This is a genomic window from Pseudoalteromonas sp. Isolate3 (genome assembly GCF_022398505.1).
GTDB classification, from domain to species: domain Bacteria; phylum Pseudomonadota; class Gammaproteobacteria; order Enterobacterales; family Alteromonadaceae; genus Pseudoalteromonas; species Pseudoalteromonas apostichopi.
Window position 1 is genome coordinate 1 of the sequence record NZ_JAKEVN010000116.1, and the last position, 13,126, is coordinate 13,126.

A 13,126-nucleotide genomic window follows, 5' to 3' on the forward strand; every position below is an offset into this window, starting at 1 on the left:
CATTAACTATTAGTCTAATAAATTGTATGAATAGCAAACAGCTATGTAAAACCACTTTTAGATTAATCGAATTTGCCTATTTCCCAACTGCTAATATACTAATTTATTAGTACTTTAAATAATGCTAACTCGCCTTTCTCATGGGTTTATTACAAAAGCACTTAAAGGGATGTATGAACACACAGCTCAAACCTTGGCAATTTAATATCATTGTTTGCTCTGTTTATCTGCTGTTTGGCTTGTTTACCATGCAAGTGTTAAAAACACTGGCGGTATGGCCACCTGCAGGAGTCGCATTGGCTGGCTTGATGTTATTTGGTCGCAAAGCCTGGTTGGGCGTTGCATCAGGCACCTGTTTAGTCGTGCTTTTCTACTTTTATCTCAGCGGCTTAAATCCACTCACTTTTAAACACATAGCAATAAATGCCGCGACAACGACAGGAAATACTTTCGCTGCTTTAACTGCATTTTGGCTAATTAACCGAAAACTTAAACAACACACGCTGCTGACGAGCGTCACCAGTTTAGCCAGAGTGTTTATTGTTGCTTGCATAGCGATTGGTGTGATTTCTGCACTTTTCGGTGTGGGCATATACTCACTAGTTGGTATCGAGTGGTTTGATGGCTTATATGTAGGCATATTAAATTGGAGCATTAGCAATGCCCTAGCGGCGATTGTATTCACCCCTGCCCTTTACTTTTTATGGCGAAATTGGCCGCATCCGGTCACCCTTAGTGAATTTTCTAAGCTTCTTTTACTTACTTTGACCGTGGTTTTGTTGTGTTATTTTATTTTTGGCCCTGCATACACAGCGATGACATTACCATTTTTACAACCTGCATTACTGCTGTTTCCGCTGCTTTATGCAGCCACGAGGTTATCACCAACCGCCACCAGCTGCATGAATATGTTGGTGTTTTTTTCAGCTTGGATCGGAAGTAATCAAGGCTGGGGCTATTTTTATTATCATCACCCAAAGTCAGCAGAAGTGACCATGCAGTTTTTCTTTTTATTCACTCTTTCTGCTGTATTACTTATTCAAGCCGTGTTTATTCAACGTAAGAAAGAGCAACAAAAACTGACCACCATGCTCGAACAAAAAGTAGAAGAACGAACCTATGAACTAGAGCGCGCAAAGCATGAAGCATTAGCCTTATCTTTAACAGATTATTTGACACAGCTTTATAATCGCCGGGGCTTTTTCGAAACAGTTAATAAACAGTTTGAGCAATACATTAACCATCAGAATGCCTGTTCACTCTTGCTGTTGGACTTAGACCAATTTAAAACCATAAACGACAAGTACGGCCATGCCACTGGGGACGAAGTAATACGAACCACAGCACATAAACTCATTCAACATAGCAGAACATCGGATATAGCTGGGCGAGTTGGTGGTGAAGAGTTTGTATTATTTTTGCCCATGACAAACAAACACACAGCATTTGCTATTGCAGAAAAGATCAGGGTCGATATTGAACAACAAGACATCATCGTCGACAACAATCACGTTAAATTCACTGTGAGTATTGGCGTAAGCACCTTGCAAGCAAACGATCAGCACATAGAGTCGATGTTAAAACGCGCCGATAAAGCATTGTACCAAGCCAAAAACCGAGGCCGCAATCAAGCGCAGTGTAGTTAGAGTTACGAGTTGCTAGTTACGAGAGTAAAGTTACGAGAAAAAGGTACGAGTATGTAGCAGCGATTTTACATCGCGTTTTTTCTCGAACCTCGTATCTCACAACTAGTCCCTTTACTCTTGCAACTAGCAGCTTAAAGTTATTTCGTCTTTAACTTGTTCAACTCATCATCCTGTTGCGCGACGAGTGCACTGAGAGTTTGGCTACCATCTCCGGCCTGTGTCGATAGCTCAGCTAGTTGCGATGCGGCATCTGAAATTAACGTCAGGTTGCGGTTTATCTCTTCTGTGACTGAGCTTTGCTCTTCTGCGGCCGTTGCAATATGAGTAATTTGCTGTGTAATTTCATCCACTTTGACGACAACTTCATGCAATGCATCGAAGGCAACTGATGTTTCATCCACCGCTGTTTGTGCGCGCACTACACCTTGCTCAATAACTTTAGAAGCATTACCAACTTCTAGCTGTAAGCTATCTATAAGGCCACTAATATCATCTGTTGATGAGCGGGTTTTTGAAGCAAGTGCCCTGACCTCATCAGCAACCACCGCAAAACCACGGCCTTGCTCACCGGCTCTTGCCGCTTCAATTGCCGCATTAAGTGCAAGCAAGTTAGTTTGCTCTGCAATCGTTCTGATCACATCAAGAATTTGGGTAATATCGTTGCTTCGCGCCGCCACTTTTTCAACCGCTTGATTAGCCTCCTTGATTTCATCCGACATGGTTTTAACTTGAGTAACCGCAGACGACAAGCTAGATTCACTGCTCACAACTAGGCTGTTTATTTCATCAGCTTGTTGCGCTGACTGCTCTGAGGCTCTTGCCACTTCAAGCGCTGTTGCGCTCATTTCGTTCATTGCCGTCACTACGCTCTCTATTTCTTGGAACTGAGCTTGAACGTTATGTTTAGTATCAACTGCAACACTTGTCGCCAAATGAGCCTGCTCTTTAGTTTGTGTCGATACATTTTTAAGCTCACCAATTAAGTCGCGTAATTTAGTAAGAAACGCATTAAAGCCTGTTGCCAATGCGATTAATTCAGCATGTGTATCAACATGTAGAGTTTGTGTTAGGTCCCCCTCAGCACTGGCGAGGTTATCAACACGCTGTTGAATTTGTTGTAATGGCGCCACGATAGTGCGGATCACTAAAGTCATAATAACAAAGGCTGCACCAGCAATAATAATACCTGTAACCAAGATTAAACCACCTAAGGTATTAGCATTTTCACTCATGCTATTTGCAAGTGCTTGAGGGCCTTCAAGAGCAAGCTCAGCAGGCACTTCAATCAACAAGTTCCACTGTGTTTTAGCAAGCTTAATTGTAATTGGATAATTAACTAAGTACTGATCGCCGACTTTAAATACGCCACTTTGATTTTTCGCTTTTACGTAATTGTCTAAAGTGCTTTTAGTCACCGCCTCTTTTAGCGGCCTGCCAAGCTTATCTTTGTAATGGCTGCTACCTACCACTAAGTCAAGTGAGCTTAATAAAGTGACTCGAGCTTTACCGTTATACAGCTCTTTTGACAGTTTTTCGGTCATGCTTTGAAACACAGGTAGGGTTAAATCAACACCAGCAACACCAATAAATTCGCTACCTCGAAGAATTGGCACCGTTAAAGACGTCATCATTTCAGAGTAACCAGGGGTGATTTCGTATAGATAAGGTTCCATAATGCATGGCACTTTCGTGTCTTTTACACACAAGTACCACTCAGCTTCACGCTGTCCAAATTCATTTAACGTGTCTACATATTTTTCTGCGACATCTTCAACCACTTGTTGCTCAATGACACCATCTCGATTGCGCGTGAAATAGATTTCTAATGTACCAGCACCGGCTACAGAGTGGTCATAGCCACTGATAAAGTTAGCATCACGACCATCAAATGCATTTGCTTCGAATTGCGAGTAAATAGATGAGAGTATTGTGTTTTTATTCAGTATAGAGCGATTAAGTTCAACCACAGCATCGCGCGTTAGAGTCGCTGCAGCATCAGGGTCGCCTAAAATAGCAGCGAATGAGTAAGGTACTCGATATGCTTCATTGATAAAGCCGGCGACTTGTTCACCATATGCTGTTGCATTTGAGGAAAGTTTCTCTTCCACTTCAGCAACAATCAGCTTTTCAGATTGTTTAGCTAACTCTTGATTACTACTTGAAAGCTGCCACCATAAAATGCTTGATAAAACAAACACCGTAATAAAAATACTGCCTACGGTGAGCCATAACAACTTTTTCGCTAATGCTAACTGCCGCATTGATTCTTCCTGCTATTATTATCATTGATTAACTAATAGTTTAGACCATTTGTTTGATCACATTAGATTAATTGCAAAAAAAGTACTAATAATAAAAAGCATTGCAGGTAGAGAAATTAAACATGCCACCACTACTAATCCAAGTCTTTAATAGTAGGTAACACCAACAGGTTACAATAATGCAGCAACACACATTTGATTTTGACCAAATTATTATAGGCTCCGGATTTGGTGGCTCTGTTAGTGCGCTACGCCTAAGCGAGAAAGGTAACCGGGTATTAGTACTCGAAAAAGGCCTGCGCCGCGACGATAAAGAGTTTCCAAAAACCAATTTAGATATCAAAAACTATATGTGGCAGCCAGAAATTGGCCTAAAAGGCTGCATTCAATTTTCGTTTACCAGCAAAGTCACAGTGCTGCATGGCGTCGGTGTTGGGGGTGGCTCACAAGTTTATGCCAATGTGCACCTTATTCCTGATGATGAAGTGTTTCAATCTCCAGCGTGGACACGCATAAAATCAGACTGGAAAGAAAGCCTTATGCCCTACTATGGACTTGCACAGCGCATGTTAGGCAGTGCCAAAAATACCTATACCAATGTTGCCGATCAAACGCTAAAAGAGGTTGCTGAGCAGATGGGTCAAGGTGACTCGTTCAAAACCGTGAACACAGGTGTGCTTTTTGCAAAACCCGGCGAAGCCTATAACAAAGAGCTACCCGACCCATACTTTAATGGCGATGGTCCAAGGCGAAATACCTGCCATTACTGTGGTAGCTGCATGATTGGTTGTCGCCATAATGCTAAAAACACTTTAATGAAAAACTATCTTTACTTTGCCGAGCGCAACGGCGTAGAAATAAGACCAAGCTCTGAAGTAATAAAAATCACCCCGCTCAGTGCAGATGGTAGCGCCGGATACAAAATCAAAATTAAAGATACCAGTCATCGCAATAGCCATATTTATACCCTGACAACACGAGGGGTTGTGCTAAGTGCAGGAGTAATGGGCACCGTTCCGTTGCTTTTAAAAATGCGTGATAAAAACAAAACATTGCCCAATATTTCAGCTTGGCTTGGGAAGCAAATTCGCACTAACTCAGAAACCCTCACCACCGCTAACAACACCACTAAAAAAGTTGATGATGGTGTTGCCATCAGCTCATTTATTTCGGTCGACAAAGACACTAACATTGAAATTTGCCGGTTTAGAGAAGGTGCCGATGGCACATGGCTATATTTACCTTACGTTCCCATGGTGACAGGAAAAGGTCTAAAGCGTATTACTAAGTTTTTAGTTAACACACTGCGCCATCCAATAAAAACAGCCAGAGTTCTGCGCCCAAAAGGCAAAGCCCGCAGCTCCATTCTATTTTTAGTAATGCAAAAATCAGAGGCGTTTATTCACCTTGAGTGGCGACGCAAATGGTATCGCTTCTTTAAAAAGAGCATAACTGCAGTGCAAAAAGAAAATGATACGCCGCTTAGCGTTAGTTTTCCAAAAGCAGAAGAAGCGACCAAACTATACGCCGAAAAACTTGGCGGTGTGCCAGGCTCAGCCTTATCTGAAGTGCTATTTGGTGTACCGATGACGGCACATATCATGAGTGGGGTCGCTATGGGGACTGATGCTTCCAACGGCGTAGTTGATAGCTCGGGTGAAGTATTTGGCTATCAAAACCTGCGTGTTATCGACGGTTCAATCATACCGGGTAATTTAGGGGTAAACCCATCATTAACCATTACCGCCTTATCTGAATACGCGATGAGCCAAATACCAATATTCGATAAAGAGCGAGCAAGTAAGATTAAGCCAATAGAATTTAGTGAGCCGCGCGAAGGCTTAGTATCAGCGCTCACTGACTCAGGCGATTTAGCAAAATCGATTGCTGAAAAACAAAAAAGCCGTACTTAAAGCACGGCTTAATTTGATCAACAATGATTAGATCACTGATAGTTCTACAGCAATGTTACCGCGCGTTGCGTTTGAGTATGGGCATACTTCGTGTGCTTTATTAACTAGAGCAAGGGCTGTGTCTTTATCAAGATCACCCACTGATACCGCAAGCTTAACGGCAATACCAAAACCGCCTTCGATAGGACCAATTGATACTTCTGAGTTTATGTGAGTATCTGCTGGTAATTTAATTTTTGCTTGGCCAGCAACTAGTTTTAATGCGCCGATAAAACACGCCGCATAACCTGCTGCAAATAATTGCTCAGGGTTTGTACCTTGACCATCATCACCACCTAACCCTTTAGGTGTTGATAGTGCCACATCTAAACGGCCATCATCTGATTTTGCTGTACCTTCACGACCACCCGTAGCTGTTGCTTTTGCTGTGTATGCGACGCTTTGTAGTTCTTTCATGGTTACTCTCCTAATTAAGTGGAAATATATTTTGCATGCAAAATATATTAGATCAGCTTTTTCGGGATTGCAAATATTTTGCATGCAAATTAAAATACTCTTATTAAATTTTGAGGATCGAGCATGAAATACCCACAACTAAAATTAGATAACCAGCTATGCCATCGCTTATATATGGCATCGAATGGGATTGCCCGTGCGTATCGAGATTCTCTCAATCAATTAGATTTAACCTACCCGCAATACGTAGTGATGATGGCGCTGTGGGAAAAAGATCAGATCAGCATTGCTGAACTACTTGAAAAAACCGCCATTGATGGCGGTGCGATGACGCAAATTTTAAAAAAAATGAGCGACAAAGCATTATTATCGATCATCAAAGATAGCCAAGATAAACGCAAACGACTCGTTCAGCTCGAAGCCAAAGGCAAAGCGATGCAAGATCAAGCCGCTGAGATACCGTCGAAAATTCGTTGTCGCTTCCCAAGCATTAACGATCAACAAGCGTTGCAACTGATTGAGTTACTCGATTTAGTAAATGGTGACCTTAATTAACAAAAATTATTTGAAAGTGAATTTGGATTACAACTCTTTTTAATATAATTCTATGCGCTATAGTGTTCAAAACTCATCAATATGGACACCATCATGAAAGCATTTGGATACACCACAGCAACCCCAACGTTATCTGACTCATCACTACAAGCGATTGAATTACCTGATCCAGTTGCCACAGGTCACGATATTCTTGTAACCGTAGAAGCAATTTCAGTAAACCCAGTTGATACTAAAATTCGCGCTAATGTGTCACCCGAGAGTGGCTATAAGGTTATTGGCTGGGACGCTGTGGGTACGATTAAAGCTATTGGCGACAAAGTATCGTTATTTAATGTGGGTGACCGTGTGTTTTATGCTGGCGACTTAACGCGCCAAGGCAGTAATGCTGAGCTGCAACTTGTTGATGAGCGCATTGTCGGTCTTGCACCAAGAAGCCTCAGCAATAGTGAAGCAGCCGCCCTGCCATTAACCAGTATCACGGCATGGGAGTTATTGTTTGATCGCTTACAGATTGAAAAATCTAAGAACAATAAACCAGCCTCTGTATTAGTGATCGGTGCCGCAGGTGGTGTAGGCTCAATTTTAGTGCAACTTGCCAAACAGCTTACCAATTTAACAGTTGTTGGTACCGCCGCACGAGAAGAAAGCGCCAACTGGCTTAAAGATTTAGGTGTTGATCATGTGCTTGATCATAGCAAAAACCTTAACCAGCAACGCCTTGAAGCTGAACTTAGTGAATTTGATTACGTAATTAGCTTAACGCACACCGACCAACACCTTGATAGCATTATGGAAGTGATCAAGCCACAAGGTAAATTGGCACTGATCGACGACCCTGCAAGCTTTGATATTTTAAAGTTAAAGCGTAAAAGTATTTCGTTGCATTGGGAGTTTATGTATACCCGCTCAATGTTCCAAACCGATGATATGATTGCCCAGCATCAGCTTCTTTCAGAGCTAGCCACCTTAGTTGATAACGGCACAATCAAAACAACATTGGGTGAACATTTAGGTAAGATAAACGTAGCAAACCTTATTAAAGCCCATAGGATTTTAGAGTCTCATAAGGCTCGCGGAAAGCTGGTATTGGAAGGGTTTGAGTAACGAGGTATGAGTTACGAGGGGAAAGATACGAGTTGCGAGGGGAAAGTTAGAGAGAGTAAAGTTTCGAGAAGCGAGATGCGAGCATGTAGCAGCGATTTTACATCGCGTTTTATTCTCGTATCTCTCCTACTTCACCCATGTCGCGGCATAAAGCCGCTGCTGACTGTAGGCGTCACGCTTGCTTGGCGCGCGAAACAAAAGATTAAGATTCAAGTTACGAGAGTAAAGTTACGAGAAGCGAGGTGCCAGCTTGTAGCAGCGATTTCACATCGCGTTTTTCCTCGCCCTTTAATAAAAACACGCATCATTAAAGTGCATTACAGCAATTACCTTTCACTATTTTAGTGCCTGATTTTAGGGACTCCCCAGCCAAAAAATATTAACCAATTGATTTTTAATGCTTTTAAATTTAATAAAGGTTTGGCACAGATCTTCCTATAGTGAGTATGAACAGGCACTAACAAGGAGACTAACGTGACTAACTTCTTTCACACTCTTTATCTACTTTGGCGATTAGACATCAGCACATGGCATATGCATGAAGCAAACGATCCGCATAATGTTGCTGATTTGGAGCGTCGCTATGTTAAATAATGACCCCGCATTTATTGAAGCGCTTAAAAAAATTTCGGTTCATCAACTTACAATCACCGAAGCGTCTGAGCAGTACGACATTCCCAAGCGTGTGTTATATAAAGCTGCACGACAGCAACAAGTTAAACAGAACAAACAAAAAGCGTATTTAATTGCCACTCAGAAGCGCCTTCAACAAAGTCTACGTAATGTAGAAATGGAGTTAGCTAGCTTCAGCTAAATAACTTCTGTATGGTTAAAATACACGCACAATAATGATGGATTAAGTATGCACGCAGTAGAAGTAAACTTTGATGGCTTAGTGGGGCCTACTCACAATTACGCGGGATTATCGTATGGCAATGTCGCTTCACTAAGTCACGCCTCTTCGCATTCCAACCCCAAAGAGGCTGTGTTACAAGGCCTTGAAAAAATGAAGGCAATGCACGAATTAGGCCTAGAACAAGGTATTTTTGCACCTCATGCTCGCCCTGACATTAATGTGCTAAGGCGTTTAGGCTTTACAGGCAGCGATAGCCAAATTATTGAAAAAGCATTTAAAGCCGACCCTGTTTTACTGCGAGCTTGTTACAGTGCATCGGCAATGTGGACAGCCAATGCTGGCACTATTTCGCCTTCAGTCGATACTCTTGATGGCAAAGTGCACTTTACGGCTGCTAACTTAAATAACAAATTTCACCGCTCGTTAGAACCTGTCACAACAACGGCATTACTAAAAGCCATGTTTAACGATGAGCGTTACTTTAGCCATCATACACACTTACCTGATCAAGGCTTTTTTGGTGATGAAGGTGCCGCAAATCATAATCGATTATGCGACAGCCATGCAGATGCAGGGCTTGAGATCTTTGTTTATGGTGCAAGTAGTTTTAATAGCGCCCTACCAAAACCCGTTAAATTTCCTGCAAGACAATCTCTAGAAGCATCGCAAGCAATTGCCCGTTTACATCAGCTAAAGCCAGAAAATCAGTTATTTATTCAACAAAATCCTGATGTAATAGATCAAGGTGTCTTCCACAACGATGTAATTGCTGTGGCCAATGGCAATGTACTTTTATGCCACGAACAAGCGTTTTTGCATCAAGCTGATACTTTAAAACAAATTAAACAAGCCTACCTTGGCAACAAGCCACTGCATATTATTGAAGTACCAACCAATAAAGTGAACATTAAAGATGCCGTAAGCAGCTATTTATTTAATAGCCAATTAATTACCTTAAATGATGACAGCATGATGCTGGTTGCTCCTAAAGAGTGTCAGCGCAATCAAGCCGTTCACGATTACATTCAAGAAATGATTTTGGCAGATAACCCAGTTCAACAAGTACGCTTTTTTGACTTGCGCCAAAGCATGCAAAATGGTGGTGGCCCTGCTTGTTTACGCTTACGTGTTGCACTCAATACTGACGAACTGGCAGCGATCAATCCGGGTGTGCGCTTCAGCGAAGAAAAATATACTCAACTAGTGAGTTGGGCGAATAAGCATTACCGTGACTCTTTAAGTAGTGACGACTTTGCCGACCCACTGCTTTTAACCGAAAGCTATCAGGCACTTGATGAGTTAACCAGCTTACTTAATTTAGGCTCTGTGTATCCATTTCAACAAGAATAAATAATGAAACTTAAAGCAGTACACTCTATTAAAGGGGTGTCTAAATCACTCAATACTTTACTGATTGATAGCGTTGCCAGTGGCGCATCAATCGGCTTTATTGCCCCTTTATCATTACAGTCAGCACATGACTACTGGCAAGGGGTCGATGGAGATTTAGCAACTCCTTACCGTAGGCTTTATCTTGCCCTTGATGGTGATACGGTGATTGGCTCAGTGCAGCTTTCTTTGTGCGCCAAGGCCAATGGCGCTCACCGCGGCGAGGTAGAAAAGCTCATGGTACACAGCGAATATCAAGGCAAAGGAATAGCAAAACAATTGATGAATAGTCTAGAGACCGACGCCCGTACATTAGGTATTCAATTACTGGTACTTGATACCCGCCAAGGTGATACTGCCTCATATTTGTATCGCAAACTCGATTATATTGAAGCTGGCACTATTCCTGGTTTTGCGAAAAGTTCCTCCGGTGAATTTGACGCAACGGTGTATTTTTATAAGCAAGTCGCCTAGATCTGCTTTTTATAGCCAATTGATATAACCATAAAGTCGACTAATAAAAATCTTTAAACGTACTAAACTAGTACTGCGGATTTTTATTAGGAGCGATAAATGGCGCTATCAATACAGCAACGGGTACTCTTTCTAGCCCTACTTCCCCCCCTACTCATTGCAATTATGCTGACACTCTACAACTATGTGCAGTCAAAACACAGTGGTGCACAAACCGTTGAAAGTTTTGCCACACAAATGGAAAACGACCGAAAGGCCGAAGTCAGTAACTATCAAAAAATTGCCATGAGCTCGATTGCTCACCTGATCGCGCAAGATGATGGCTCTAATACTGAACAGCTGCAAAACCAAGCAAAAAGTATCTTACGTAATTTGCGTTTTGATGATGCTGGCGATACCGGCTATGTGTTTGTTTATGATGTTAAAGGTATCAACATTGCCCATGGCGTTAACGCCTCTCTTGAGGGTAAAAACCTTTATGATTTTAAAGATCCTAATGGGGTTTATCTGATACGAGAGCTCATTGATGCGGCGAAGAAAGGCGGTGGCTATGTGCAGTATTCTTGGAAAAATACCAATGGCAGTGTAAATCCTAAGCTCGGTTATGCCGCTTTGGTACCAAAATGGAATTGGGTACTAGGAACAGGTTTTTGGATCAGCGGCCTTGAGCAACAAGTTGCAGTAACAGAGCAACGAGTTAATGAAGGTATCGATAATGCCTTTATTAATACTATTATCGCTTCAGTATTTGCAGTTGCAATTACCGCAGCGATTGCTGTGGTGGTATCGCGCAGTATTACTAGCCCTCTTCACACAACCGTACTAGCAATGAACGATATATCACAAGGTGATGGCGATTTAACCCAGCGTTTAATGGTGAAACGAGACGATGAACTCGGCAAACTTGGCAGCTCGTTTAACCGCTTTGCCGATGACGTCGGAAAAATGGTTATTGATATACGCCAATCATCGCAATCGATGAATCAAGCGTCACATAAGCTCAATGAGCTACTTGCCAATATGCACGCAGGTATTAATCGTCAACATGAAGAAAGTGAACAAGTTGCAACGGCAATAAACGAAATGTCAGCGGCGTCAATGGAAGTAGCACGCAGCGCCCAAGAGGCCTCAACCGCTGCTGAACATGCCGATCATTTAGTCAAACAAGCTAACAACCAGTTACTTATCGCTATAAAAGTTATTAACGGCCTTGCCAAACAAGTTGATGAAGGAGCTAATGCGGTCGATCAGCTTAATCAACAATCGAGTCAAATTGGTAGTGTGCTTGATGTGATCAGAAACATTGCCGAGCAAACGAATCTATTGGCACTAAACGCGGCAATTGAATCGGCACGTGCTGGCGAAGCGGGCCGTGGTTTTGCAGTGGTGGCTGATGAAGTGCGTACGCTTGCAAAACGCACGCAAGACAGTACTCACGAAATAGAGGCAATGATTGAGCAAGTACAGCAAGGAACAACAACTGTAAATAGCATTATGCAGTCAATTAAATCAGGCAGTGCAACCAGTGTTAATGAGGCGGGCGAAGTCGAAAAAGCGCTTAATGAAGTACTGCTTTCGGTTAACACCATAACATCACAAAATGCACAAATTGCCACAGCCGCTGAAGAGCAAACATCAGTGTCTGAAGCGATTAATCAAAACATGACGACCATTGTTGATATTGCTAACAAAACCGCCAATGATACCGATGTAGCCACATCATACATGCATGAGCTGTCAGACACGGCAACGCAATTAGAACAAAATGTAAGTCGTTATAAAACCTAACATTTTAGCGTAATTGTTAAGCAGGTAGAAATTCCTGCTTAACAAAAATCATTGGTCTTTTGTAAGTTCTTTAACCAATCGAATAAATCATTATCGTAGCGCTTAAGGCGTTGTTGCTGCTTATGACTGAGACTATAAAATGGCGCAAAGCAGGCATATTTCTCACTCATAATAAGAACTAAACGCAGACCAAAAAGTGAGTAATGATGAATAAACTGCACTTGTCTTGCATGCATATGACGGCATTGTCCAAATAAATTACGGTAATACACGCCATGGCGACACACTGTTAAATTGCGTTTTGAGTTCACTACAAGTAGCGCCAATAACAACGAAACACTGCACAGTAAAAAACTAAAAAATAAATTGCCTAACTCCGACTTACTATGCATATAACCTACCAATAAGAGCATATTAAATACACTTAACAAGACCCAAGTTCTAAGCTCAAAGCGCTTCTCTAAGTCAATAACTTTCATTTTTGTTCCTAGGTTTTTATTTTTCGTTATGGTGTCAGCAAAATGTGGATGAAAAATGGATTTACCTCAAAAACACTCTTATTTGAAATTAAACCTTTAAAAACTTTCATCTCATTACAAAAAAGGTACAAAGGTGTTACCCGAAACTTACTTTTAGTAGTTCAAGTTACATTAAGTTTTAGTTATTACACTATTAGTAAAT

11 protein-coding genes are annotated in these 13,126 nt (G+C 41.7%); 8 read left to right on the plus strand and 3 right to left on the minus strand.

The genetic code is table 11. The features are described 5' to 3' along the window. Positions 1–173: 173 nt before the first annotated feature. Entirely contained in the window at positions 174–1,646 is a 1,473-nt protein-coding gene (locus tag L1D46_RS17240) for a diguanylate cyclase (protein ID WP_168990043.1), read from the plus strand. A gap of 137 nt (positions 1,647–1,783) precedes the next feature. Here L1D46_RS17240 and L1D46_RS17245 read toward each other — a convergent pair whose 3' ends face one another. Then, a complete protein-coding gene (locus L1D46_RS17245; protein WP_130052812.1) occupies positions 1,784–3,907 on the minus strand; it encodes a methyl-accepting chemotaxis protein in 2,124 nt (707 codons plus the stop codon). Between the two features lie 179 nt (positions 3,908–4,086). Here L1D46_RS17245 and L1D46_RS17250 point away from each other — a divergent pair, with 179 nt between their 5' ends. Beyond that, on the plus strand, positions 4,087–5,820 hold the full coding sequence (locus L1D46_RS17250; protein ID WP_130052813.1) for a GMC family oxidoreductase: 1,734 nt from the start codon (positions 4,087–4,089) through the stop codon (positions 5,818–5,820). 27 nt (positions 5,821–5,847) lie between these two features. Here L1D46_RS17250 and L1D46_RS17255 read toward each other — a convergent pair whose 3' ends face one another. After that, positions 5,848–6,276, minus strand: a complete 429-nt coding sequence (locus L1D46_RS17255) for an organic hydroperoxide resistance protein (RefSeq protein WP_054553604.1) — start codon at positions 6,274–6,276, stop codon at positions 5,848–5,850. A gap of 123 nt (positions 6,277–6,399) precedes the next feature. Between L1D46_RS17255 and L1D46_RS17260 the strand changes: the two genes are divergently transcribed. The 6 genes from L1D46_RS17260 to L1D46_RS17285 all read left to right on the plus strand — a co-directional run bounded on the left by L1D46_RS17260 (position 6,400) and on the right by L1D46_RS17285 (position 12,445). After that, the gene (locus L1D46_RS17260) at positions 6,400–6,831 is read left to right on the plus strand and encodes a MarR family transcriptional regulator (protein ID WP_130052814.1); all 432 of its coding nucleotides are present in this window, start codon (positions 6,400–6,402) and stop codon (positions 6,829–6,831) included. 93 nt (positions 6,832–6,924) lie between these two features. Continuing rightward, a complete protein-coding gene (locus tag L1D46_RS17265; RefSeq protein WP_130052815.1) occupies positions 6,925–7,938 on the plus strand; it encodes a zinc-binding alcohol dehydrogenase family protein in 1,014 nt (337 codons plus the stop codon). A 583-nt stretch (positions 7,939–8,521) separates the two neighbouring features. After that, complete coding sequence (locus L1D46_RS17270; RefSeq protein WP_054562555.1) at positions 8,522–8,752, plus strand: helix-turn-helix domain-containing protein; 231 nt, start codon at positions 8,522–8,524, stop codon at positions 8,750–8,752. Positions 8,753–8,800: 48 nt separating this feature from the next. Then, the gene (astB, locus tag L1D46_RS17275; protein WP_130052816.1) at positions 8,801–10,144 is read left to right on the plus strand and encodes an N-succinylarginine dihydrolase; all 1,344 of its coding nucleotides are present in this window, start codon (positions 8,801–8,803) and stop codon (positions 10,142–10,144) included. 3 nt (positions 10,145–10,147) lie between these two features. Then, positions 10,148–10,657: a GNAT family N-acetyltransferase gene (locus tag L1D46_RS17280; protein WP_130052817.1), complete on the plus strand. Its 510-nt coding sequence runs from the start codon at positions 10,148–10,150 to the stop codon at positions 10,655–10,657. 99 nt (positions 10,658–10,756) lie between these two features. After that, positions 10,757–12,445: a methyl-accepting chemotaxis protein gene (locus tag L1D46_RS17285; protein WP_130052818.1), complete on the plus strand. Its 1,689-nt coding sequence runs from the start codon at positions 10,757–10,759 to the stop codon at positions 12,443–12,445. A gap of 38 nt (positions 12,446–12,483) precedes the next feature. On the opposite strand, the gene L1D46_RS17290 is transcribed toward L1D46_RS17285, so the two are convergent. Next, positions 12,484–12,924, minus strand: coding sequence for a hypothetical protein (locus tag L1D46_RS17290; protein ID WP_130052819.1), 441 nt, complete (start codon positions 12,922–12,924; stop codon positions 12,484–12,486). Between the last annotated feature and the right edge of the window lie 202 nt (positions 12,925–13,126).